Here is a 23,995-nt window from a genome sequence, read left to right on the forward strand (position 1 = left end):
TTTCCAGGGACCGGGGGAGATCAGACCGAGAACGACGAGCCGCAACCACAGGTGGTCGAGGCATTCGGGTTCTTGATCACGAACTGCGCGCCGTTGATGTCTTCCTTGTAGTCGATCTCGGCGCCGACCAGGTACTGGTAGCTCATCGAGTCGATCAGCAGGGTGACGCCGTTCTTGACCATGGTGGTGTCGTCTTCGTTGACTTCCTCATCGAAGGTGAAGCCATACTGGAAGCCGGAGCAGCCGCCGCCCTGCACGAACACGCGCAGTTTCAGTTCGGCATTGCCCTCTTCCTCGATCAACTGCTTGACCTTGTCGGCGGCGCTGTCGGTAAAGACGAACGGTGCCGGCACGTCCTCGGTAACGGGTGCCTCTGCGACTGCGTTCATGGGGTGTTCTCCTGTTTAGTTGGGTAGGGACAGGTCATTGCTGACCCATCCCCCCCTAAGAACCGTACGTGCGAGTTTCCCCGCATACGGCTCAAGCCTTTCAAAGTACGGTTTATTGTACCGGTTTCACTACGGGTCTGCCGTGGTGGTGCACTTGCTTGTGGCAATCAGGGTGTAGCAGCACACGATTCCCTAGAGCGTCCGAGCCTCCGTATGTACGGTACTCGATGTGATGGTCTTCCCATCCTGTCTCTTTGGTGATCTTGCACTCACATACCGCACACAAGCCCCGCTGGGAAATGTAGAGCTTAATCCACTGCTTCCGGTGCGACATGTTGTTTAACATCCGCTCCTGACGCAGCGTTTCGCCGTATCTTTCCTGCGCTGGGTCGAAGGGGTGATAGCCCCCTCGAACCTTCTTGTGCCTTTGGATAGGCGTACCCGCAAGGGAATAAAGCCCCACCCATCGGCTATTGCCGCCGTCATCCACGATCGTGGTTCCAAACACCCAACTCCGATCCCCGACTGGCGCGTAGTACTTCTTCCGCACCCAATCGGTGGTGTTCTGTGGATGTCGCCGTTTCGCCCACCGCCATAGAGCCTTGGATACTGCATACTCCAAGCGGTTGAACGTGGCCTTCGCAACCACCGGGCTGTGATACTGCGCCCAGCCCCTAAGCATCGGGTTCAGCAAGTTGATGATGTTCACTTGCTTCGCCGTCTTGTTGGCACTGATGACCCCTTTCACCTTGCGATAGAACGTTTGCACATTCTTCTTGCTCGGCTTAATGAGCAGCGTTCCCGAATACTTCCGGAAATTCCACCCGAGGAAGTCAAAGCCATCAGCGATATTGACGATCCGCGTTTTCTCCGTCGATAGCGTCAGCCCCCGTACTGCCAGGAACTGTTCCACCCACGGCTTCACTTCGCTTTCTAGGATCTCCGGCGTACTGCCAGTGATCACGAAGTCGTCCGCATAGCGCACCACATTCACTTTTAGCTTCTTCGTGTTGACCACGCCCAGTTTAGTCTCGAGAGACTTAACCAGTTGTCGTTCCAACCCGTTCAGCGCAACGTTTGCCAGAGTGGGGGAAATGATGCCCCCCTGCGGTGTTCCGGCTTTGGTCGCCTGAAGCTGGCCTTGAAATACCACGCCAGCTTTCAACCACTTCCGAAGGATTGCTTTGTCCATAGGGACATTGCTCTCCAGCCAGTCGTGACTGATATGGTCAAAGCAGCCTTTGATGTCCGCTTCCAAGATCCATTGGGCCGAAGCCTTTCTGGACAGGTTTAGGAATAGCTGAGACATGGCGTCCGCGGTAGAGCGGTTGATCCGAAACCCATAAGAGTTCGGATCGCTCGTCCCTTCGGACACCGGCTCCAGGGCCAGCAAATACAGCGCTTGCATGGCTCTGTCCAACATGGTCGGAATGCCCAAAGGGCGCTCCTTCCCATTGGCCTTGGGGATAAAAACCCTCCGTAGTGGCAAAGGTCTATATCCCCGGCGCTTCAACCGCCCGATGGCTTCCCATCGGGTTTCAGGCGAGTCCCATTTTTCGCGATCGACGCCTGCCGTTCGCTTACCTTGGTTCTCCGTCACTCGCTTCACTGCCGATGCTTTGGCAGAAAACGAGCGGGTCAGAGACCGTTGCAAAGTTTTCACCCTGCGCCAATCCCCTTCCTGTGTCGCCTTCGCAATTCGAATCTGCATCTCTTGGACGTTCCGCTCCACGCGGTGCCAATCAATGGCACCCCAGGTTTGCGGCCCGCCGGAGAGCGCAGATTCATCCTTGCGGATCAATGCTTCCATGCTGCTCTCCTATCTTGAGGATCTTCCCCAACATCAAGAGACAGCACGCCCCTTGAGGGACGTGTTGCCCCTCAAGGGAAGAAAATTTAAACAAGCGAGATTAGTCAGCCGTCCTGCGACGATTGACCAGTTGGAATTCTGCCCGCTTTCGCGTGGGATGATGTTTCAATCCCTATCCGAGCCATTACAGCCCGGCATTCGCTTTCTCCAACCTCCCATACCCGCACAGCCAACAGCGTTCCTTGCGGTTCGCCTGCCTGAGCCAAACTGCGCTCCGGCAGCCATACGGGCTTACCACGTTCCCTGCGCATTACACGACTGGGTTAGGGCCTGCCTTTCCGCCGGCGGTTGTATGGCGACGTGTTCCGGCGTACCAGCGGAACAACCAACCGCACACCTTTTGGTTGATGCCTATCAGCAGCTTTGGCACCTCAATACTGACGACGTTTACCAGCAGTTCACATACGTTGCCCATGCCAGCCAGCCTAGCTCCTCAACCCCAATTGCTGCTCGGAGTCTCTGCCGTCCAGTCTCACGACTAGGCGACACCCTTGCGGGGGAAACATTGTCAGGAGAGCTTCACACCCCACCGTTACCAGTGACGCATGTCCCCTTAGGCTACTGCTAGTCGCATAGCAGGTTCTCTATCGAAACACCCTCACAGGCACATTCGACCGAACCATAACGCGCAGAGCTTGCGCTCCGGGACCTCACTTCCTACTTCATGTGCTCCCATATTGGCGAGCGCTTGACGGTGGGTGAGCTCTTTCGAGCGCAGACCTCCGTCCCAAGGCGTACAGCGCCGACCCGACTGGTTCGGTTTAAATGCCGTATAGCGACTTCGCAACCAAACTGACGTTGCGCAACCGCCCGCACCCTCCGTAGAGGAGGCGTTTACAAAGAAACTCGCCCAAAGGCGAGCGTCCCCGCCCTTGGGCAATGGCTGGAAATTCATCCAGCAGAAACCAAGCCGCGGGTAACCAATACTCCGGCTCCCGCAGCACATCGGACTCCCCCTGGCTGTTCGGCTGGGTTCGTCTAAGCAAGAAATTGGTTGGAATTAGACGGTCTGGCCGAAGCCTTTCCGTGTCCCAACAAGGTCGATGCTCCTTACGTTGGAGCTGCCCGGACACGATAAGTGCGTGTCGCACGATACGCCTGTATTCTAAGCGCTACTGGAAGTTCGTGCCGAAACCCTGCATTTTCAAGGGGTTCCCGGCGTGCAAGGTGCCACTCAGGCAGCCTTTTCGGTGGGACTGGCGTCGGCAGCGGGGGTTTCGTCTGCGGTGGCGGCAGTGCCATCAGCCGCTTCCGTCACTTCGACAGCCGGCATAGCCTCGACCAGGTTCGGCAGCGCCTTGATCTCGCCCTGCACCAGTGGCATCAGGCGGCCTTCGACCAGCGCACCCTGGTGCATTTCGAGCGCCGCATAGCGCACGTCGCCGAGCACCCGCGCATGCGGCTGCAGTTCAAGCAGGTCGGTGGCCTGCACCGGGCCCTTGACGGTGCCGTTCAGCACCAGGTGGCCGACGCTGATCTCGCCCTCGACCATACCCTTCTCGCTGACCACCAGCATGCTCGGCTTGCCCGGCGCCGCAGTGACGTTGCCGCGCACGCGGCCATCGAGGCGCAGGCCGCCGGCAAACACCAGGTCGCCGTCGATGGCGGTGTCTTCGCCGATCAGCGTATCGATCGAAAGGCCCTTCTTTTTCGAAAACAGCATGACTCTCACTCCTCTCTCGTTCGTGCCGAACCCTCCGGCCGCGGCGCATTCGCGCCGGCAAGCTGCACTTGCCGATGGCGACAGGGCGTGATTGTAGCCGCGTGCAGTCCATACCCCACAAAAGTATGGTCAACCCGCTCGCTTTTTCGGCAGACCAGTGCATTCCCGTACCCTGCGGGCGAAAAAAAACCGCACGGCCAGCGTGCGGTTTTTTCTAGTCTCGCAAGATCCGGCAGGGCCGGACCCGCGAAAACGCATCAGCGCTTCGAGAACTGCTTGCGGCGACGCGCCTTGTGCAGACCGACCTTCTTACGTTCGACTTCACGTGCATCGCGCGTGACGTAGCCAGCCTTCGACAGGGTAGGCTTCAGGGTCGCATCGTAGTCGATCAGGGCACGGGTGATGCCGTGACGCACTGCACCGGCCTGGCCGGTTTCGCCACCGCCGGTCACGTTGACCTTGATGTCGAACGTTTCAGCGTGAGCGGTCAGTTCCAGCGGCTGGCGCACGATCATCAGCGAGGTTTCGCGAGCGAAATACTCTTTGATGGGCTTGCCGTTGACGATGATGTCGCCCTTGCCCGACTTGATGAAGACACGTGCCACAGCGCTCTTGCGGCGGCCAGTACCGTAATTCCAGTTACCGATCATGGATTGGCCTCCTTAGATTTCCAGCGCCTTGGGCTGCTGCGCTTCATGCGGATGCTCAGCTTCGGCGTAAACCTTCAGCTTCTTGATCATCGCGTAGCCCAGCGGACCCTTCGGCAGCATGCCCTTGACAGCCTTCTCCAGGGCACGGCCCGGGAAACGCTGCTGCATCTTGCCGAACGTCGTTTCGTAGATACCGCCCGGGTAGCCCGAATGGCGATAGTACTTCTTGTCCGTTTCCTTGGTACCCGTGACACGCAGCTTGGCTGCATTGACGATGATGATGTAATCACCCGTGTCGACGTGCGGAGTGAATTCCGGCTTGTGCTTGCCGCGCAGACGGCGTGCCACTTCGCTGGCGACACGGCCGAGGACTTTGTCCGTCGCGTCAATCACGTACCAGTCGCGCTTTACCTCATGAGGCTTGGCGGAAAAGGTCTTCATGATTTTTCCTGACTATTAGTTCGTACCCGAAATCCGACTCGCGAAGGCTTGTGCTCGCCCCTGCAAGTCTTGTGGCTGGCCCGTGAAGGCTGGCCTGGTCCTGCTTCTTCTTCCGCGGGTATGACGGAAAGCCTTCCATTATACTGGCGTCCACGGGGACCGCACAAGCAAAGCCTGACCTTTTCGTCAAGATCGTTGCAGTTGGCGGCCGAACCAGCGCAGCGCAGTGCACTTGGCAACGTGCGGCGCGCGCCGGAGCGTAGGGGCGAAAAAAAACCCAAGCCGTTGAGCTTGGGTTTGAATCCACCAAAGGAGGAGGGTGGAGGAGACACTTGGAGATCGACGGAGAGACTGGCGGGCGGTGCGGCGACCTGGCCCGGAGGCTTCGGTTTCGCACTCTGGCGCGCTGTCAGCGCCGTCGTTCAATGATTGGAATTATACCTAGGGTTTATCCGGATGCAAGGGGAATCTGCACTACGAAATACGATTTCGCATCATGGAAAGTTGGAAAGACCTTGCGAATCTACGCTATTCACTTAAAAATCAATAACTTAGGAAGATGCCTGGCGTGTCACGGATCTGACTGATTAGAGGAAACCCTCGGGATTTCTAAGGTTATCGGCATCGAAAGCGTGGACTTGACGGTGCCATATACTGAGAATTGCAAGATTCGTGATCACGCGCTTGTGACCGGAAACACACAATATAAACGACAGGAACGAACAAAATGGAATGCAAAGTGACATGGATGGGTGCCGACGGCATGAGCTTCGTGGCCCAGACCGGCAGCGGCCATATCGTTGCCATGGACGGTGCGCCCGAGGGCGGCGGCCATAATCTGGCACCGCGGCCGATGGAAATGGTGCTGCTGGGCACCGGCGGCTGCACCGCCTATGACGTGGTGCTGATCCTCAAGCGCGGCCGCCAGGACGTCACCGGCTGCAGCGTGCAGCTGCAGGCCGAGCGCGCCGGCGAGGACCCCAAGGTCTTCACCCGCATCAACTTCCATTTTGTGGTGACCGGCAAGAATCTCAACCCCGCCACGGTCGAGCGCGCGATCAAGCTGTCGCACGAGAAGTACTGCTCGGCGTCGATCATGCTGGCCAAGACGGCCGAGATCACGCACACGCTGGAAATCGTCGAGGGCTGACTTCCGGATCCTTCTGCAGGAACGGTGCCGTCACGCGCGCCGCACCCTGCGGCCAAGCTGCAGGTGCAGCCAGAACAGCAGCCCGAGCGTCACGCCTGCAGTCCAGTGCAGCCACTCGGTGATGCTGCGCACGTCCTCGCCATTGAAGTAGTAAAGGCCGTAGCCGGTCATGACCAGCAACGCCGTGCCGGCGGCGAACAGTCCGCCGGCGAGCCGGTTGCGGCGGCGCATCCAGGCATGGCGGATATGCGCGGACCAGATCGAGCCCAGCAAGAACATGGCTGCCAGCGCCGCGGCGCCATGTGCCTTCATGCTCCAGGCCATCCAGGGTGCCTGCACCTCCGGTTCGGCCACCAGCCAGCGCAGCAGCAGCCACGCCGCGCCGGTCAGCAGCAGCAGCCCGAATGCCGCATACAGCGCGATGCGGCGCTGGCGCTGAATACGGAAGGCCTGCCGAGGCGGGTGCGTCAGGAAATGTCTGTCGTGCATCTCGTCAGGGCTACGGGTCAGGAAAATGGAATGGCGCCAGCCGGCAGTGTGCCATCGCCGTAGACCAGCGTACAGGCGCCAAGCCTGGCGAGCAGCGGATGCCGGGGCGCGCCGGCCGCCAGCACCACCTTGGTCAGGGCGTCGGCAAGCATACAACTGGGCGCCAGTACGCTGGCGCCGGCGCTCGCCGGCAACGGCGAACTGCGCGGTCGGCCAGCAATGCGCGGGGCCTGCCCACGCGCGGGCGTCAGGCCGCCGACTGCCGAACTGGCAATGGCGGCATTGCGCAGGGTCCAGGCCAGCACCGTGCGCGCCGGCGCACCGGGATCACGCAGTGCCACCTGTGCCGGCACCGCGCCGGCATGACGCATGTCGCCGCCAGCGTTGACCAGCAAATAGCTGAGCGTCTCTCCGGCTAGTGCGGCTCGCGCGGCCTCGATCGCGCAATCCACCGCATAACCCTTGGCAATCCCGCCCAGGTCAAGCTGCGCGGGACCATGCCTGAGCACGGTCTCGCCCTCGATGCTCCAGGAGGGCTGGTCGCGCGCCCTATCGGGCTCAACATCGGGCTCAGCATCGGCCGCCCCACCGTATGCACAATCGAAAGCGCCCTCGCTGGCCGCGTGCAACGTCGCGGCCAGCTCCAGCACGCGCAGCGTGCGCGCATCCACCCGGACCGGAACCCCGACGGGCGCTGCATTCAGCCGTCCGATATCGCTGGCCGGACTGTGGCGGCTCATCAGTTGATGCACCTGTTCCACGGCCGCAAATGCAGCCGCCAGGGCCAGCGCAGCCCCGGCACCGCGCGCCTCGATCTCCACCAGGGTGCCCAGCAGCGGGCGGGCGCGGCGCAATCGTTCCGGCATGGCGTGACGCCCGGCGTCGCCTATTGCGGACCCAGCGCCATCTGCGCCATCACGGCGATGCGGCGGATACCGTCGGTGAGGTGGGTGCAGGACAGCGTCGCGCCGCTGATGTTCTCGATATCGTCGCCGATGCGCAGCGCCGAGCGCGCGGACTTGCCGGTGAACTGACTGCGCCACGGCTTGTTGCGGACTTCATAGCCATGGCTCTCGCGGTAGGCCAGGATCTCGACGTCGCGGATCTCGCCAGCGGGGGTCAGCGCCACGGCATAGTTGATCAGCTCAAACTTGCCGATCACCGCGTCGGCCACCACGTAGCCAAGCAGCTTCGTGCCCTGGCGCGCCTGCCAGATGCGCCAGGCACCCGTCCGGGCCGGGCCACCAGCACGTTCGGCCAGCTGCCTGAGCTGGTCCGGGTTGAGCGCCACCATCACGGGCGTGAATTCGGTGGCGTCCGCGAACATCTGCTTCTGGCTCTCGGCAACGCTCATGTACTCGGCGGCATGCACGCTGGTCACGACAAAGCCGCCCGACAGCGCGGCGGTGCAGACAAGCAAGGTGGGAACAGGCTGATAGCGCATTGGTGCTTCCTTGCCCCGCACGGCCCAGCCGGGCCGTGCGGGAATTGCGGATCAGGGCGTCAGAACGAAACGCCCAGGCCCAGGTCGAGGCGGTTGAAACTACTATTGGTGCGGAACCACTGATAGTCGATCTTGAACACGACGTTCGGGTTCAGATAGAAGTTCATGCCTGCAGTCCAGACCGTGTCATAAGGCCTGGCAAATGTAGCGCCGTCGGCAGTGACCGGTCCGCTGGGCGTTGCCGAAAAGCCGGGGGCAATGCCTTCGTACTTGGCGCCCATGTTATAGCGCTCGTAGCGCAGGAACGGCGTGGCGCGGTACTTGTCATGCTGCCAGACGTTGTACGCAGCCTGCAGGTACCAGCCGTAGAACGAAGCCGGCATGGGGTTGGCCGTGCCCGGGAACTGCGCATTGACCTGCGCCGTATTGCTGATGCTGCCTTGCGCATAAAGCGCGGACAGGTCCCATTTGCCCGGCGTCCAGCGCGCGTGGGTTTCCCACAGCGTGGCACGCTGGCTGCCCGCACCCGGCGCCGGATTGGCATTGCCCGTGAAGACCGAGCCGCCCAGCAGCAGCCCCGGCACGCCGCGATAGTTCAGCGACAGGTACTGCGAGGCATTCTTCGCATTGGCCAGGCTCATTTCCTGGTGGGTGGCCTGCATCGGCCCGATGCCGTTGGTCTGCAGCGAAAGCGCGGAGTTGTAGAGCGGCGTCTCCGGCGTGAAATTCCACTTGGACAGGTCAAGCCCGGTGGTGAGGCCAACATTCCAGTCCAGGCCGAAGTCGGTGTTGCCGTGCAAGGCAAAGCCGCCTTCGCGCCAGGTGGTCGGGATGATCAGCGTCTCGATGAAGTTGCGGTACACGCCATAGTAGGCGGTGGGTTCGTGATGTTCGTTGAGCAGGCCCACCGGCATCAGGAACACACCGGCCGTCATGCCGACCTTGTCGGTAAACATATGGTCGATGTAGAGCTGTTCCACTTCGAACTCGCCGGCATCGGACGACGAGGCAATGGCGTGCTCCACCTCGAACTCCGAAGCAAAGCGCGTCTTTTCGTCAAAGCGGTAGCCAAAGCCGAACACCGCCCGGCCAAGGTCGGCCCGCGTATCGTTGGTATTGCGGCTGGGCCGCGAATAGTTGATCTCGCCATACCCGAACACGCTCAGGTTGTCGAGCGGCGAGGGCTTGGCGGCGACCTGTTGCAGGGTCTCCTGCGAAGCCTGCAACTGCGCCACCTGGGCGGTCTGCTCGGCCTGCTGCTGCGACTGCGCCTGCTGTTGCGATGCCAGCGTGGCGTTCTGCGCCTTCATGGCCTTGAGTTCGGCCTGCAGCGCCTGCAGCTGGCTGGCCATCTCGTCGACCTTGCGTTCGAGCTGCTGCACCGTTGCCGGGCTGGCGCCTGCCGTTGCGGCGAACGCCGGCGTGCCTGCCACGGCAAGCACCGCAGCGGCAATCATGGTCCTCTTCATCCCACTCCCCTTCCTGGTTTATCTGTATATGTGTGTCTTACTTTGCGGTGGCCGCCGCGCCTGCGCGCGTGGCGGCCACGCTGGCCTCGGTGGCATTGCACTGGGCCGGTACCGTGTAGGCCGACGGATTGGCTGGATCGAAGCCATCGGTCAGCGTGCAGAGAAAGCGCACGAGATCGGCCATCTCGCTGTTGGTCAGCGTCGGCGCCAGGCCCGGGATATATGGCACCTCGCTGACGTTGACATTGCCGGCGTAAGCGGTCGGCAGGTCGTTGTACTGGATGTCCGGGGTGCCGTCCGCCTTGGTGTACCAGCGGCCAGGGTCGGTGTCGCGCGTGATGTACCACGCCACGACTTCCTCCAGCGTGTTGAACACGCCGTTATGGAAGTACGGTCCCGTCAGCGCGATATTGCGCAACGTGGGCACCTTGAAGGCGCCGCAGCGCGACGTGCGCGAGGCCAGGTCATCGCGCAGCGGGCCGCACAGGCCGAGGTCGTAGTAGTCGTGATTGGGCTCGCCCAGCGCGGTGCCGTTCTTCGGCACATAGCTGAGCGTATTGCCGTCGAGGTTGGCCGGGATCTTCCAGTTGCGCGGAATGCCGACGTTGTCATAGCTGAAGTCGGTAAACAGCGCCGGCGTGGTGGCAGTCGGCGTGGACACGTGGCAGGCCGTGCAGTTGCCCTTGGCCGGATTGTTGAAGAGCGCCAGGCCATTCAGTTCCTGCGGCGTCAGCGATGCGCTGCCCTTCAGGTAAGCGTCGTACTTGCTGGAAAACTGGCGGAACGCCGGGTCTTCCTTCTGGTACTGGGCCAGGGCCTGGCCGATGTTGTGCAGCGCAGTGGTGGCATCCTGCACGGACGCCTTGCCGAACACCGCCGTGAACTGGTCAAGGTAGGGCCGCGTCAGCAACCGCCCAAGCAGTTCTTCCGGCGAAGCATTGGCCATTTCAAACGGCGTGAAGAAAGGCTTCTCGGCCTGGTCGGCCAGCGACGGCGAGCGGCCGTCGCGGAAGAAGCCGCCCACCGCCTTGCCGTCGGCCCCGATACTGAAGCTTGGCGTGAACTGGTTGTAGGCCAGCGCAGGCGTGTTGCGCAGGCCGGGCAGGTCCATGCCAGGGCCGCCCAGCGGCACTGCCAGCGGATCGTCGCCCGCAAAGGCACGGCTTGCCACGTGGCAGGTCGCGCACGACTGCCTGCCGGAGGCCGACAGCGCGGTATCCGTAAAAAGCTTCTCCCCGACTTGCGCCATGGCGGACAGTTGGCTGCCGGCGGGTGTCGCGCTGGCAGCGTCGCTGCTGCCCGTGCCGTCGCCGCCGCCGCAGCTGGCCACCAGCCATGCGCACAGTGCAGTAGCCAGTCCGGCCAGCGCACGCACGCCTCCCCTGTGGCAGCGCGCGCGTGCGCTGCCGTTATTCGTTGTCATGGATTTCCTGGCTCTTGGGATTGCGGACGCCTTTTTATATTGCTGCTCAGGCGTCACACGCGGGTTCGTACTAGTAATACGAACAATTTTCGTTACGGATTATATGGAGGAGAGCCAGGCCTGGATTTGCTTCACCGCAAAAAAATCGCACGGACGCATCAAAGTGTTGCCGCCATGCCGCACTTACAGGGCAATCCATGTGGATTTAAAAGAAGAACGACGATCTTGCCTTCTCTTAAAAACATTGATGCTCGTTAATGATGTCTTATATATAAGACTTTAGAATACGGATCTGAATGTCTTGCATCGATAACCAGACGTGACGATGCGAGCATTTACAGATGCTGACGCATGACAGTTGCGGGAAATAGCCTGGGGATGTGATTCAGTCTGCCAATGCGGCGACGACTGAGATGCGGGAATTCCGCCGGCCGGGCCGGGTCATCCCGAAGAAGAAGCAAAGCAGGCCGATAAGCCGGATTCTGTGCGCCCCGCCCGCCTTGCGGCACACGGTGCGTGACAACCATTCCTCTAGGCCGGCTGTTACCAGCCGGCTCCAGCTCCCTACCCGCAGACTCAGCGGGCCGCTTCATCGCCTGCCTATTTGGGATTGCTCCAGGTGGAGGTTACCGCGTTTCACCCTTGCCGCCGGGCGAACCCGGCGGCAAGACTCGTCTCTGTGGCCCTATTCCGCACGTTGCCGTGGATGGCTGTTAGCCAACACCCTGCCCTGTGGAGTCCGGACTTTCCTCCCCTTGCACCTTACGATGCAAGCAGCGGTTGTCTGGCCTGCTTTGCGGCCCGCAGTCTAACACCGATTGGCGGCGACTTCAGCCGGCGCGGCGTCCCGGCCGGAATACCGTGGTATCCGCGTAGAAGCCAGGTTTGGCGTTGTCGTCGCACCAGCCCGGGATGCCCATCACCGGCAGCGGTGCAAAGCTGCGCCCGCCGCGCAGCGCGCCAGCCCGGGTCGCGCCAACGAGGGATTCCGCCAGCATAGCGTCAAGCGACGTGCCTGCAGCCTGATTTGGCGCCAGCGGCAGCACCCACGCATGCGCGGTGACCGACTTGTACGGCTGCACCAGTTTTTCCAGCAGCGCATGGCCGAACGGCACCACCGCGCAATCGCTGCCCCAGGCCTGCCGGGCCTCGACGAAGAGGCGCTGCCACGCAAACCCTTTCAGCGCATCGGCCAGTCCCGGCACGACACTGACGAACAGCACCGCATTCTCGTCGAACAGGGTCGCCGCATCGCGCACGCCGCCGCGCGCGGTCTGCACGCCTTCGCGCGCGATGACTTCGGCCTGGATCTGGTTGAGCACGCGCTTGGCCTGCGGGAAATGCAGCCAGATCAGCGCGTTAAAGAAATCATGGAGATTGTCCCGGGTGGGGACTTCGCCCGTGGCGTGGATATGCGCCTCATAGGCGCTGCCTTCGGGCAAGGCCTGCTGGGCGATAAAGCGCAGCGGCAGGCCGCGCGCATTGCGCAGCCCGAGCCGGGCGGCATGCGCGTCGAGCTGCACGCGCAGGTCGGCGCCGCCCTGCACGGCCGCGGCCAGCGCGGCACCCTGCGCCGCAAATGGCTGGAACCACGGCCGGGACCAGTCGATCCCGGCCAGCGCGGCGACGAAGGGCTCGTCCGCCGCAAGACCCTGCATGGGCAAGGCCTCAGCAGCGTTTAGCGCGCTTTCCAGCGCAGCGTCTCGCCGCCGCGCAACGGCACCAGCGTGGTGTCGCCGTAGGGCAGCTCGGCCGGCAGTTCCCAGTCCTCGCGCTCCAGCGTCAGCGTGCCGGTGTTGCGCGGCAGGCCGTAGAAGGCGGGACCGTTGAAGCTGGCAAAGGCTTCCAGCTTGTCCAGTGCGCCGGCGGCGTCGAAGGCCTCGGCATACAGCTCCATCGCATGCAGTGCGGTATAGCAGCCGGCGCAGCCGCAGGCGTGCTCCTTCAGCCCGCGCGCGTGCGGTGCGCTGTCGGTGCCCAGGAAGAAGCGCGGGCTGCCCGAGATGGCGGCCGCCACCAGCGCCTCGCGATGGGTTTCGCGCTTGAGCACCGGCAGGCAGTAGTAGTGCGGGCGGATGCCGCCGGTGAAGATGGCGTTGCGGTTATAGAGCAGGTGATGCGCGGTGATGGTGGCGCCGACCGGGCTGCTGGCATCGCGCACGTATTCGGCAGCGTCCTTGGTGGTGATGTGCTCGAACACCACCTTCAGCTCGGGCATGTCGCGGCGCAGCGGCGTCATCACGCGGTCGATGAACACGGCTTCGCGGTCGAAGATGTCGATGCTCGGGTCGGTCACCTCGCCGTGCACCAGCAGCGGCAGGCCCGCGCGCTGCATCGCTTCCAGCGCCGGGTAGCAGCGGCGGATATCGGTCACGCCCGCGTCGCTGTTGGTGGTGGCGCCCGCCGGGTACAGCTTGACGCCGTGCACGAAACCGCCGGCCTTGGCCGCGGCGATCTCTTCGGCCGTGGTGTTGTCGGTCAGGTACAGCGTCATCAGCGGCTCGAACTGCATGCCGGCCGGCAGCGCCGCCAGGATGCGGGCGCGGTAGGCCTGCGCCTGCGCCACCGTGGTCACGGGCGGCTTCAGGTTGGGCATGATGATGGCGCGTGCGAACTGGCGCGCCGTGTCGGGCAGCACGGCGGCCAGGGCGGCGCCGTCGCGCAGGTGCAGGTGCCAGTCGTCCGGGCGGGTGATGGTGAGCTTCTGGGTCATGGCTAGCTTGGGCCTGCCGCGGCGGCGGCGGGCGTTCGTCGAAATCAGAGAATCAGGATGGCGCGGTAGTCGTTCACGTTGGTGCGCGTCGGGCCAGTGACCACCAGGTCGCCAATGGCATCGAACAGGCCCCAGGCGTCGTGCGCGTCGAGCTGGCGCAGTCCCGGCAAGCCCGCGGCCGCGGCACGCACCAGCGTAGTCGGATCGGCGAGCGCACCGGCATTGTCCTCCGAACCGTCGATGCCGTCGGTGTCGGCCGCGATCGCATGCACGCCGGGCATGCCGTCCAGCTCGACCGCCAGCGACAGCAGGAACTCGGAGCAACGCCCGCCACGCGCCTTGGCGGCACCGCCGCCGGCCGGCAAAGTGACGGTGCACTCACCTCCGGAAATCAGCACTACGGGCGCGGCGAACGGCGCATTGTACGCGCGAATCTCGCGCACCAGCGCGGCGTAGACGCGGGCGACTTCGCGCGCTTCGCCGGTCACGGTATCGCCCAGCACCACCGGCGTGATCCCACGATCGCGGAACAGCGCCGCGGCCGCCTCCAGGCTGCCGTGGGCGGTGGCGATCATGCGGTTGTCGACCTGTGCGAACAGCGCGTCACCCGGCTTGGGCGTCTCTGGCACCTCGCCGCGGGCGCCGCGCTCCAGGTGCGCCTGGACGCTCGCCGGCACCTGCGCGCCCCAGCGGCGCAGAATCTCCAGCGCATCGGCAAAGGTGCTCGGATCGGCCACGGTCGGGCCCGAGGCGATCGCGCTGGGATCGTCGCCGGCCACGTCCGAGACGATCAGCGTGGTCACCGGCGCGCGGCTTGCCTGCGCCAGCCGCCCGCCCTGGATGCGCGAGATGTGCTTGCGCACGATATTCATCTCGGTGATCGGTGCGCCACAGCGCAGCAGTTCCCGCGTGGTCGCCTTCAGGTCGGCCATGGGGATGCCCTCGGCCGGCAGCGACAACAGGCTGGAGCCGCCACCGGACACCAGCACCAGCAGCCGGTCCTGCGGCGTCAGCGACTGCACGCTGGCCAGGATATCGGCGGCGGCCTGCTCGCCGGCCTCGTCGGGCACCGGGTGGCCGGCCTCGATCACGCGGATATGGTCGGTCGGCAGCCCGTGCGCGTAGCGCGTGACCACCAGCCCTTCCAGGGTGGCCTTGCCGGCATAGGCACGTTCGACCGCCGCGGCCATCGACGCCGCCGCCTTGCCCGCGCCGACCACCAGCGTGCGGCCGCCCGCATGTGGCGGCGGCAGGTGCTGCGCCACGATCTGCAGCGGATCGGCCGCCGCCACGGCGGCGTGGAAGCTGTCCAGCAGGAGGGCGCGGGGATCGCCCGCGAATGCCCCGCTCACAGCGCCTCCGCGATGGCCAGGCCCAGGTCGGCCGTGCCGGCCGTGCCGCCGATGTCGCGCGTCAGCGGCGCATGATCGGGTCCGGCTGCCAGCACTTTCTCGATCGCGCCAAGCACCGCGGCACCGGCCTCCTCATGGCCGAGGTGCTCCAGCATCATGGCGCCGCACCAGATCTGGCCGATCGGGTTGGCCACGCCGCGCCCGGCAATGTCCGGGGCCGAGCCGTGCACCGGCTCGAACAGGCTGGGGAAGGTACGGTCCGGATTGATATTGCCCGACGGCGCGATGCCGATGGTGCCGGTGCAGGCCGGCCCCAGGTCGGACAGGATGTCGCCGAACAGGTTGCTGGCCACCACCACGTCGAACCAGTCGGGGTGCTGGACGAAATGCGCGGTCAGGATGTCGATGTGGTACTTGTCGACCTTGATGCCGGGGTAGCTGGCCGCCATCGCCTCGACGCGCTCGTCCCAGTACGGCATGGTGATCGAGATGCCATTGGATTTGGTCGCCGACGTCAGGTGCTTCCTGGGACGCTTCTGGGCCAGCTCGAAGGCAAACTTCAGGATGCGGTCGACGCCGGTACGGCTCATCACGGTTTCCTGCACCACGATCTCGCGCTCGGTGCCCGGGAACATGCGCCCGCCGATGCTTGAGTACTCGCCCTCGGTGTTCTCGCGCACCACGTAGAAGTCGATGTCGCCAGGCTGGCGGCCGGCCAGCGGGCTCCTGATGCCTGGCATCAGCCGCACCGGGCGCAGGTTCACATACTGGTCGAACGAACGCCGGAACTGCAGCAGCGAGCCCCACAGCGAGACATGATCGGGCACGGCGTCAGGCCAGCCCACCGCGCCGAAGTAGATGGCATCGTACTTGACCAGCGTGTCGAACCAGTCGTCCGGCAGCATCTTGCCGTGGCGGGCGTAGTAGTCGCAGCTGGAAAAGTCGAAGTGGTCCCACTGGAAGTCGATGCCGAAGCGCCGCGCCGCGGCGTCCATCACGCGGATGCCCTCGGGCATGACTTCCGTGCCGATTCCGTCTCCGGGAATCACGGCGATCTTGTATTGGCGCATGGTTATTGGGGAGGTACGAGCAGGATGGCCGGTCGCCGCGCGCGGTCCGGGCCACGCTGCTTGGCAGCGGCCCGGGGGCGCGGGATAATGTCTGCATTCTATTGCAAAGTGGCAGCCCGCTGCCGACCGGTGCCCCGATATGTGCCAGCTGCTAGGCATGAACTGCGCCACGCCGACCGACGTGACGTTCTCCTTCACCGGCTTTGCCGCGCGCGGAGGTCTGACCGACCACCACGCCGACGGCTTCGGTGTCGCCTTCTTCGAGGACAAGGCCTGCCGCCTGTTTATCGACAACCAGTCCGCCGGCACCTCGCCGGTGGCGGACCTGATCAAGCGCTACCCGATCAAGTCGAAGAACGTCATCTCGCATATCCGCAAGGCGACGCAGGGCACGGTGCTGCTGGAGAACTGCCACCCCTTCATGCGCGAGCTATGGGGCCGGCACTGGATCTTTGCCCACAACGGCGACCTCAAGGGTTTCTCCCCGTTCCTGTCCGGCGTCTACCAGCCGGTGGGCGACACCGACAGCGAGCTGGCCTTCTGCACGCTAATGCAGGGCCTGCGCAAGCGCTTTCCGGGCTCGCAGCCGCCGCTGAACGAACTCGGCCATGCGCTGGCCGACATCACCCGCGAAATCACGCTGCACGGGGTCTTCAACTTCCTGCTGTGCAATGGCCAGGCGCTGTTCGCGCATTGCTCGACGCACCTCTACTACCTGGTGCGGCAGTGGCCGTTCTCGACCGCGCACCTGATCGATGCCGACCTGTCGATCGACTTCGCCCAGGTCACCACGCCGGACGACCGCGTGGCGGTGATCGCCACCCAGCCGCTGACCGACAACGAGACCTGGACCCGCTTCGCCCCGGGCGAGCTGATCATGTTCGAGGACGGGCGCCCCACCATGACGCTGACGGTGCCGATCCCGCCGGAGGTGCAGGCGAAGAACGCGGCCAACACGGCCTGCACGTGATCCGCCGCGCGGGCGCCGGCGCAGGCCGGTCGCTCACGCCAACCAGGCCGCCCACGCCAGCCACCGAACGCGCGCACGGTGTCAGAAGTACCTCGGGTCCACTGGCTTTACTGGCCAGGGCAGGTCTTTCGGCAGCCAACGCTCCAACTCCGGCGGGATGAAGCTGACAATCGGATGGTACAAAACGCCGCCCGCGATGCTGCGCATCGTCGATGTCTCTAGCCCTTCCATGCGGGCCAAGTCTTTGATGGCAAGTGTGGTCATGATGGTCTCCTGGAGATGATGGGTGAGCGCCCTGGACATCGCGCTCACCAACCGCCCAGCATGGACCATGCCAAAAGCTCCGCGCACACAACTGTGCCCACCGACTCATCGTCATCGACCAGAACGCCTTGGCTGTGTTGGTAAATCTCCTCCGGCCCGCCTGAGGAGTCTGGTGTTTCCCAACACTCCGCGGCTTCCTTGCACAACCGCGCGCGGGGAAAGGGCGGCGACGCGCGCGGGTCGTCCCCGATCGCGGCACAGCAGGCCACTTTGCAAGGCGATTGGCACGGTAGCTGCATTGTTCTGCAGCGAGCGTTACCCGACGTTCGATCCTATCCCGGGCCCTTCGCCCTTTCTTTGTTGGAGACTGCAATGACAACCATGACCGTTAAAGACCTGAGCGCTGAACAGACCCTGGACAGCAGCCAAATGCATGCCGTGCAAGGCGGCCGCATGAAGATTCCAGGCCAGCAACTCTCCCCTGGCGTCCTGCTGACGACGCCGGACGGCGATCCGCTACCTGTCTACGTTGACGGGCAGCTCATCAACTCGGTGGGCGATGGCTTTGTCCACCTCCGGTGAAACATGCGAAAGGGGGCGGGTCCGCATCGCCCTCCTCGCAATCATCCAGCGCATTCAATCAGGTGCGGATGGAGTCCGTGGCAGGCCGCGGCATTCCAAATAAAACGCGGGACCAGCCTTATCGCCGATCCCGCGCTTTCAACACCCTTCTTTTGGCAGCAGGGCCGAGGCGCCCCGTTTTCCTCGTACTGCCAGGCCGTTCAGTGATGCAGGATCTTCGACAGGAACTGGCGCGCGCGCTCGGAGCGGGCTTCGATATTGCCGAAGAACTCTTCCTTGTCGGCGTCTTCGACGATCTTGCCCTGGTCCATGAAGATCACGCGGTTGGCCACCTTGCGCGCGAAGCCCATTTCGTGGGTCACGCACATCATGGTCATGCCTTCCTGCGCCAGCTGCACCATCACGTCCAGCACTTCGTTGACCATCTCCGGGTCCAGCGCCGAGGTCGGCTCGTCGAACAGCATGCAGATCGGGTCCATCGACAGCGCGCGTGCAATCGCCACGCGCTGCTGCTGGCCGCCCGACAGCTGGCCGGGGTACTTGTCGGCCTGGCTCCTCAGGCCCACGCGATCCAGGTACTTCAGGCCCTTCGCCATTGCCTCGTCCTTGGAGCGGCCGAGCACCTTCATCTGCGCAATGGTCAGGTTCTCGGTGATCGACAGGTGCGGGAACAGTTCGAAGTTCTGGAACACCATACCCACGCGCGAACGCAGCCTGGGCAGGTTAGTCTTGGGATTGCCCACCGAGGTGCCGTCGACCAGGATATCGCCCTTCTGGAACGGCTCGAGCGCGTTGACGGTCTTGATCAGCGTGGACTTGCCCGACCCGGACGGGCCGCACACCACCACCACTTCACCCTTGGCGACCTTGGTGGTGCAGTCGGTCAGCACCTGGAAGGCGCCGTACCACTTGGAGACATTGTTGATTTCGATCATACAGCCACCTTTTTCTGGTAACGCTTGACCAGCAGCGAAGCGGAGAAGCAGATAAGGAAGTACACCAGGCCGGCAAACAGCAGCATCTCGACGATACGGCCGTCACGTTCGCCGATGCCGTAGGCCTGGCCGAAGAAGTCGGCCAGCGCGCTGACGTAGACCAGCGACGTATCCTGGAACAGGATGATGCCCTGGGTCAGCAGCAGCGGCACCATGTTGCGGAACGCCTGCGGCAGGATCACGAGCCGCATCGACTGGCCGTAGGTCATGCCCATCGCCTGCGCCGCGAACATCTGCCCGCGCGACACGCTCTGGATACCCGCGCGGATGATCTCGGAATAGTACGCGGCCTCGAACAGCGCAAAGGCCACCAGCGCGGACGTCATGCGCAGGTCGGTCGCCGGCGACAGGTTGAACAGGTTCTGCAGCACCTGCGGGATGATCAGGAAGAACCACAGCAGCACCATCACCAGCGGGATGGAGCGGAAGATGGTCACGTACCCCTGCGCAAACCAGTTCAGCAGCCGGAACGACGACAGCCGCATCATCGCCAGGATGGTGCCCCAGACGATGCCCACCACCACCGCGGTGACGGTGATCTTGAGCGAGACCATCATGCCCTCGCCCAGCACATGCAGCGTAGAGGGGTTGATCGAGGTGAAATCGAAGGAATAAGCCATGGCGCCCCCTTACTTGCCGCCGATGAAGCCGGGCACGCGCGTGCGGGCTTCCACCCAGCGCATGATCAGCATCACCGTCACGTTGATCAGCGCATACATCACCGTGACCGCGATAAACGATTCATACGGGCGCGCAGTGTAGTCCACCAGTTGCCGGCCCTGTGCCGCCAGTTCCAGCAGGCCGATGGTCGACGCCACCGCCGAGTTCTTGAAGATGTTCAGGAATTCGGAGGTCAGCGGCGGCACGATCACGCGGAAGGCCATCGGCAGCAGTACATAGCGGTATGTCTGCGGCAGCGAGAAGCCCATGGCCAGGCCGGCGTTCTTCTGGCCGCGCGCCAGCGAGTTGATGCCCGAGCGCACCTGTTCGCAGACCCGCGCGGCGGTGAAGGTGCCCAGGCACAGCATGGCGGCGATGAACTGCTGCGCAAACGGGTTCATCTGCTTGATCGCCTCGCCGCCGGGCAGCAGCTCGGGCGCGACGAAATACCAGATGAACAGCTGCACCAGCAGCGGGATGTTGCGGAAGATTTCGACGTAGGTGGCGGCGATGCCCGCCAGCCACTTGTTGGGCACGGTGCGCAGCACGCCAAGCACCGAGCCGATGACCAGGGCGATGACCCAGGACGAGAGTCCCAGCGCGAGCGTCACCTTCAGGCCCGAGATCATCCAGTCCAGGTAGGTCTCGTTCTGGGCGGCCTGTTCGAGGAAGACTCCCCAATGCCAGCTGTAGTTCATGATGCGTCCTCAAAAAGAAACGGAAGGACATGCCTTCCGTTTCGCACTACTGTCAACGGCAGGTCAGTCCAGCGCCTTGTCGTTAGGCGCCTTGATCAGCGCCTTCATGTCGTCGGACAGCGGGAAATCCAGGTTGAGGCCCTTCGGCGGCACCGGTTGCATGAACCACTTCGTGTACAGGGTGTTGACCGCACCGTCCTTCATCATGCCGGAGATAACCGTGTCAGACAGCTTCTTGAACTGCGGATCGTCCTTGCGGATCATGCAGCCATAGGACTCGCGCGATTGCGGCTTGGCCACGACGATCCAGTCGGCCGGGTTCTTGGCCTTGGCGCGTTCGCCATACAGCAGCGCGTCGTCCATCATGAACGCGACCGCGCGGCCCGACTCCAGCGTCAGGAACGACTGGCCGTGGTCCTTGGTGCTGATGATGTTCATGCCCAGCTTCTGGTCGTCGTTCATCTTGCGCAGCAGGCGCTCCGACGTGGTGCCGGCGGTGGTGACGACGTTCTTGCCCTTCAGGTCGGCCCAGTCCTTGATACCCGCATCCTTCTTCACCATGATGCGCGTGCCGATGATGAAGATGGAGTTGGTGAAGGCAACCTGCTTCTGACGGTCCAGGTTGTTGGTGGTGGAGCCGCACTCGATGTCGATGGTGCCGTTCTGCAGCAGCGTGATGCGGTTCTGCGAGGTGATCGGGATTTCCTTGACCTGCAGGCTCGGCAGCTTCAGCTGGTCCTTGATGGCTTCCACGATCTTCATGTTGATATCGTAGGAGTAGCCAACTTGCCGCACGCCGCCCAGGTTGTAGTTGAACGGAATCGACGACTCGCGCACGCCGAGCGTAATGACGCCGGTGTCCTTGATCTTCTTCAGCGTGCCCGTCAGTTGATCAGCTGCCTGTGCCGTCCCGCACATCACGCCCCCGGCAATCATCAGGGCAGCCAACTTGGCAAAATTCATAACATCTCCTTGACCATGAAGAGAAAGCGGGAATCTAGAGATAAACCCCCTACTGGTGAAACAGTATTGCGCAGCATCCGCCGCAATACAACTGGGTTTTCTCCTAGAACCCCACTTCAGGGCAATCACTGCGCACGGCGTCCGGATACGACAACGCGGTCTCCGGCGCTTGCCGAAGACCGCGTCTGGCGGTCATGACCCAGGGGACGGGACGATTATTGCATTGCACCATGGCGGTGCCTCGCCCCGTTTCCCTTGCCCTGATCAGGGATACAGGCCGCGCATCTCGCGCGCCTGCAGGATCCGCGTGCAGGCCACGATAAACGCCGCCGTGCGCAGCGTCACCTTGTTGTCCTGTGCCACTTGCCAGATTGCCCGGAAGGCTTCTTGCATGATCCGTACCAGGCGCTGGTTGATCTCTTCCTCGGTCCAGAAGAAGCTGGAGAAATCCTGCACCCATTCGAAGTAGGACACGGTCACGCCGCCGGCGTTGGCGATCACGTCCGGGCACACCAGGATATTGCGCTCGCGCAGGATGTCGTCGGCTTCCGGCGTGGTCGGGCCGTTGGCGCCCTCGATCACCAGGCGGGCCTTGATCTGCGGCGCGTTCTGGGCCGTGATCTGGCCTTCCAGCGCGGCCGGGATCAGGATGTCGCAGTCGACTTCCCAGAACTGGCCGGTGCGCAGGACTTCGCCGCGGAAGCCTTCGATGGTGCCGCTGTGCGAGGCGTATTCCATCATCGCCGGCACGTCCAGGCCGGCCGGGTCGAACAGCGTGGTGCGGTGGTCCTGCACCGCCACCACCTTGGCGCCGGCTTCATGGAACAGCTTGGCCGCCACGGCGCCCACGTTGCCAAAGCCCTGCACCGCCACGCGCGCGCCCTTGATTTCCAGGCCCAGGTTGCGGGCGGCTTCGGAGCCGACCACGAACACGCCGCGGCCGGTGGCTTCATGACGGCCCAGCGAGCCGCCCAGCGAGATCGGCTTGCCGGTCACCACGCCGGTGGCCGTGCTGCCGGAGTTCATCGAGTAGGTGTCCATCATCCAGGCCATGACCTGGGCGTTGGTGTTCACGTCCGGCGCCGGAATGTCCTTGCTCGGCCCGATGATGATGTTGATTTCGCTGGTGTAGCGGCGCGTCAGGCGTTCCAGTTCGGCGTGCGACAGCGTGCGCGGGTCGACGCGGATGCCGCCCTTGGCACCGCCGTAGGGCACGTTGACCGCGGCGTTCTTCACCGACATCCAGGCCGACAGCGCCATCACCTCGGACAGCGTCACGTCCTGGTGGAAGCGCACGCCGCCCTTGCCCGGGCCGCGCGACAGGTTGTGCTGCACCCGGTAGCCCTCGAAGTGGGCGATGGTGCCGTTATCCAGCTCGATGGGAACGTCGACGATCATGGCGCGCTTGGGGCGCTTCAGCGTTTCGACCCAGCGTGCCAGCGAGCCCAGGTAAGGCGTGACACGGTCAACCTGCTGCAGGTAGATGCCCCAGGGGCCGAGATTGTCGACGTTGAGGTAAGACGGGAGTGCGTGCTTTTGGCCAGCAATATTGGTCGGTGCTGCGGAAGACATCGGTGGGTTCCGGTGTGAAGAATGCCCGCAAGCTTAGGGGTGGCGCCACGCCTGAATCCAATGCCGTTTGCTCATCCGGCCATGCAAAACCTGCATAACCTTGTCATCTGGCGGAAACCTGGGCCCCGGCTGGCTGGCTGGCCTGAGCTGACTGCGCCGCCGACAAGGTCGACCACACATGGTCGACCAGCTGGCGCTTGCGGCGCGCCCCGGCGCGGCGTTCGTTGCCGTTCTCGCCCGGACGCTCGCGGTACAGGCGGATTTCCATGTCGATCGACAATGGCAGCCCGCGCGCCGACTCGGCCCGTACCAGCCGCCCCGCGGCCACGTCCTCGTGCACCGCGCTTTCGGGCAGGAAGGCCATGCCGTGGCCGGCCAGCGCCATCACCTTGAGCGCCTCGGCCATGTCGGTCTCGTAGCATTTGTCGAGCTTGAGCGCTTCGGAGGTATCGGCCAGCAGCAGGTCGACCATGCGGCCAAGGAAGGCGTTGGGCGTGTAGCTGAGGAAGGGCACCGGCTTCTTGTCCGAGCCCGGCAGCCGGAACTGCGGCTTGCCGGCGGCATCCGGCACGCTGTAGGGCGACAGCCGTTCGGTACCAAGCACCAGCATGTCGTACCGTGACGGATCCAGCTGGATGGCCTGGCGCGCGTGGTGGTAGACCATCACCAGGTCGCAGCCGCCCTCCACCAGCATCAGCACCGCGTCGTGGACGTTGAGCGCGCGCAGCCGGCACGGCAGCGTGCCGATCTTGCGTTCCAGCGCCTTGAGCCATTCCGGAAAGAAGGTCAGCGACAGCGTATGCGGCACCGCGAACTCCAGCACCTGGGCATTGGCCGAGCGCTGGCCGCGCATCAGCGCGCGGGTCTCGCTGACCTGCGCCAGCATGGCCAGCGCCTGCTCGTAGAACACCTTGCCGGCCGGGGTCAGGCTGGTGGGGTAGCTCGAGCGGTCGATCAGCTCGGTGCCGACCCACGCCTCCAGCGACTGGATGCGGCGCGAGAACGCGGGCTGCGTGACGTGGCGCAGCTCGGCCGAGCGCGAGAAGCTGTGCGTCTCGGCCAGGCTGACGAAGTCTTCAAGCCATTTGATTTCCATGACGCGGATTATCCACCCGCGCCCGCCTGTTCGTCACCTGCGCGGCGCCGGACGTGGCCGGCCCGGTGGCGA

The 23,995-nt window shown here is 63.7% G+C and carries 24 protein-coding genes and 1 other RNA gene; 3 read left to right on the forward strand and 22 right to left on the reverse strand.

The window, feature by feature from the left end; translation table 11 throughout:
* Window positions 1–20: 20 nt before the first annotated feature.
* From erpA to rplM, 5 genes are all read right to left on the reverse strand, one after another.
* Window positions 21–389, reverse strand: coding sequence for an iron-sulfur cluster insertion protein ErpA (erpA, locus tag DN412_RS03880; protein WP_010813904.1), 369 nt, complete (start codon window positions 387–389; stop codon window positions 21–23).
* A 112-nt stretch (window positions 390–501) separates the two neighbouring features.
* The gene (gene ltrA, locus DN412_RS03885) at window positions 502–2,199 is read right to left on the reverse strand and encodes a group II intron reverse transcriptase/maturase (protein WP_115013318.1); all 1,698 of its coding nucleotides are present in this window, start codon (window positions 2,197–2,199) and stop codon (window positions 502–504) included.
* Window positions 2,200–3,433: 1,234 nt separating this feature from the next.
* Window positions 3,434–3,922 (reverse strand): bactofilin family protein, encoded by a 489-nt coding sequence (locus DN412_RS03895; RefSeq protein ID WP_115013319.1) that lies wholly within the window; start codon window positions 3,920–3,922, stop codon window positions 3,434–3,436.
* 257 nt (window positions 3,923–4,179) lie between these two features.
* Window positions 4,180–4,572 (reverse strand): 30S ribosomal protein S9, encoded by a 393-nt coding sequence (rpsI, locus tag DN412_RS03900; protein WP_008646004.1) that lies wholly within the window; start codon window positions 4,570–4,572, stop codon window positions 4,180–4,182.
* 12 nt (window positions 4,573–4,584) lie between these two features.
* Entirely contained in the window at window positions 4,585–5,013 is a 429-nt protein-coding gene (gene rplM, locus DN412_RS03905; RefSeq protein ID WP_010813907.1) for a 50S ribosomal protein L13, read from the reverse strand.
* 727 nt (window positions 5,014–5,740) lie between these two features.
* Here rplM and DN412_RS03910 point away from each other — a divergent pair.
* Window positions 5,741–6,163, forward strand: coding sequence for an OsmC family protein (locus DN412_RS03910; RefSeq protein ID WP_018008793.1), 423 nt, complete (start codon window positions 5,741–5,743; stop codon window positions 6,161–6,163).
* Between the two features lie 30 nt (window positions 6,164–6,193).
* Here DN412_RS03910 and DN412_RS03915 read toward each other — a convergent pair whose 3' ends face one another.
* The 10 genes from DN412_RS03915 to DN412_RS03960 all read right to left on the reverse strand — a co-directional run bounded on the left by DN412_RS03915 (window position 6,194) and on the right by DN412_RS03960 (window position 16,123).
* Window positions 6,194–6,652: a hypothetical protein gene (locus tag DN412_RS03915; RefSeq protein ID WP_115013320.1), complete on the reverse strand. Its 459-nt coding sequence runs from the start codon at window positions 6,650–6,652 to the stop codon at window positions 6,194–6,196.
* Window positions 6,653–6,669: 17 nt separating this feature from the next.
* Window positions 6,670–7,518, reverse strand: a complete 849-nt coding sequence (locus tag DN412_RS03920; RefSeq protein WP_115013321.1) for an FAD:protein FMN transferase — start codon at window positions 7,516–7,518, stop codon at window positions 6,670–6,672.
* A 20-nt stretch (window positions 7,519–7,538) separates the two neighbouring features.
* Entirely contained in the window at window positions 7,539–8,096 is a 558-nt protein-coding gene (locus tag DN412_RS03925) for an FMN-binding protein (protein WP_115013322.1), read from the reverse strand.
* A 59-nt stretch (window positions 8,097–8,155) separates the two neighbouring features.
* Window positions 8,156–9,565 (reverse strand): porin, encoded by a 1,410-nt coding sequence (locus DN412_RS03930; RefSeq protein WP_115013323.1) that lies wholly within the window; start codon window positions 9,563–9,565, stop codon window positions 8,156–8,158.
* 37 nt (window positions 9,566–9,602) lie between these two features.
* Window positions 9,603–10,988 carry a cytochrome-c peroxidase gene (locus tag DN412_RS03935; RefSeq protein ID WP_208647561.1) on the reverse strand — a complete coding sequence of 462 codons (1,386 nt, stop codon included), beginning with the start codon at window positions 10,986–10,988 and terminating at the stop codon, window positions 9,603–9,605.
* A gap of 455 nt (window positions 10,989–11,443) precedes the next feature.
* Window positions 11,444–11,784: RNase P RNA component class A (gene rnpB / locus DN412_RS03940), an RNA gene on the reverse strand.
* A gap of 34 nt (window positions 11,785–11,818) precedes the next feature.
* Window positions 11,819–12,646 (reverse strand): DUF3025 domain-containing protein, encoded by an 828-nt coding sequence (locus tag DN412_RS03945; protein ID WP_115013324.1) that lies wholly within the window; start codon window positions 12,644–12,646, stop codon window positions 11,819–11,821.
* A gap of 20 nt (window positions 12,647–12,666) precedes the next feature.
* Window positions 12,667–13,701 (reverse strand): dihydroorotase, encoded by a 1,035-nt coding sequence (gene pyrC, locus DN412_RS03950; protein WP_115013325.1) that lies wholly within the window; start codon window positions 13,699–13,701, stop codon window positions 12,667–12,669.
* Window positions 13,702–13,745: 44 nt separating this feature from the next.
* Entirely contained in the window at window positions 13,746–15,053 is a 1,308-nt protein-coding gene (locus DN412_RS03955; protein WP_115013326.1) for a glycerate kinase type-2 family protein, read from the reverse strand.
* Window positions 15,050–16,123 carry a tartrate dehydrogenase gene (locus tag DN412_RS03960; RefSeq protein WP_115013327.1) on the reverse strand — a complete coding sequence of 358 codons (1,074 nt, stop codon included), beginning with the start codon at window positions 16,121–16,123 and terminating at the stop codon, window positions 15,050–15,052. The genes DN412_RS03955 and DN412_RS03960 overlap by 4 nt, the downstream gene beginning before the upstream one ends.
* 139 nt (window positions 16,124–16,262) lie before the next feature.
* On the opposite strand from DN412_RS03960, the gene DN412_RS03965 reads away from it, so the two are divergent.
* The gene (locus tag DN412_RS03965) at window positions 16,263–17,093 is read left to right on the forward strand and encodes a class II glutamine amidotransferase (protein WP_042884080.1); all 831 of its coding nucleotides are present in this window, start codon (window positions 16,263–16,265) and stop codon (window positions 17,091–17,093) included.
* Between the two features lie 81 nt (window positions 17,094–17,174).
* On the opposite strand, the gene DN412_RS03970 is transcribed toward DN412_RS03965, so the two are convergent.
* Entirely contained in the window at window positions 17,175–17,357 is a 183-nt protein-coding gene (locus tag DN412_RS03970; protein ID WP_133303027.1) for a hypothetical protein, read from the reverse strand.
* Window positions 17,358–17,729: 372 nt separating this feature from the next.
* On the opposite strand from DN412_RS03970, the gene DN412_RS03975 reads away from it, so the two are divergent.
* A complete protein-coding gene (locus DN412_RS03975) occupies window positions 17,730–17,939 on the forward strand; it encodes a hypothetical protein (protein WP_115013329.1) in 210 nt (69 codons plus the stop codon).
* A gap of 200 nt (window positions 17,940–18,139) precedes the next feature.
* Here DN412_RS03975 and DN412_RS03980 read toward each other — a convergent pair whose 3' ends face one another.
* The 6 genes from DN412_RS03980 to DN412_RS04005 all read right to left on the reverse strand — a co-directional run bounded on the left by DN412_RS03980 (window position 18,140) and on the right by DN412_RS04005 (window position 23,923).
* Window positions 18,140–18,874 carry an amino acid ABC transporter ATP-binding protein gene (locus DN412_RS03980; RefSeq protein WP_115013330.1) on the reverse strand — a complete coding sequence of 245 codons (735 nt, stop codon included), beginning with the start codon at window positions 18,872–18,874 and terminating at the stop codon, window positions 18,140–18,142.
* Window positions 18,871–19,554 carry a glutamate/aspartate ABC transporter permease GltK gene (gene gltK, locus DN412_RS03985; RefSeq protein ID WP_115013331.1) on the reverse strand — a complete coding sequence of 228 codons (684 nt, stop codon included), beginning with the start codon at window positions 19,552–19,554 and terminating at the stop codon, window positions 18,871–18,873. The genes DN412_RS03980 and gltK overlap by 4 nt, the downstream gene beginning before the upstream one ends.
* 9 nt (window positions 19,555–19,563) lie before the next feature.
* The gene (locus tag DN412_RS03990) at window positions 19,564–20,292 is read right to left on the reverse strand and encodes an amino acid ABC transporter permease (protein WP_078195276.1); all 729 of its coding nucleotides are present in this window, start codon (window positions 20,290–20,292) and stop codon (window positions 19,564–19,566) included.
* A 63-nt stretch (window positions 20,293–20,355) separates the two neighbouring features.
* A complete protein-coding gene (locus DN412_RS03995; RefSeq protein WP_115013332.1) occupies window positions 20,356–21,255 on the reverse strand; it encodes a glutamate/aspartate ABC transporter substrate-binding protein in 900 nt (299 codons plus the stop codon).
* Between the two features lie 264 nt (window positions 21,256–21,519).
* Window positions 21,520–22,827: a Glu/Leu/Phe/Val family dehydrogenase gene (locus DN412_RS04000; protein WP_115013333.1), complete on the reverse strand. Its 1,308-nt coding sequence runs from the start codon at window positions 22,825–22,827 to the stop codon at window positions 21,520–21,522.
* Between the two features lie 103 nt (window positions 22,828–22,930).
* Window positions 22,931–23,923 (reverse strand): LysR substrate-binding domain-containing protein, encoded by a 993-nt coding sequence (locus tag DN412_RS04005; protein ID WP_115013334.1) that lies wholly within the window; start codon window positions 23,921–23,923, stop codon window positions 22,931–22,933.
* Between the last annotated feature and the right edge of the window lie 72 nt (window positions 23,924–23,995).

The sequence above is a fragment of the Cupriavidus lacunae genome (assembly GCF_003353055.1).
Lineage (GTDB): Bacteria > Pseudomonadota > Gammaproteobacteria > Burkholderiales > Burkholderiaceae > Cupriavidus > Cupriavidus lacunae.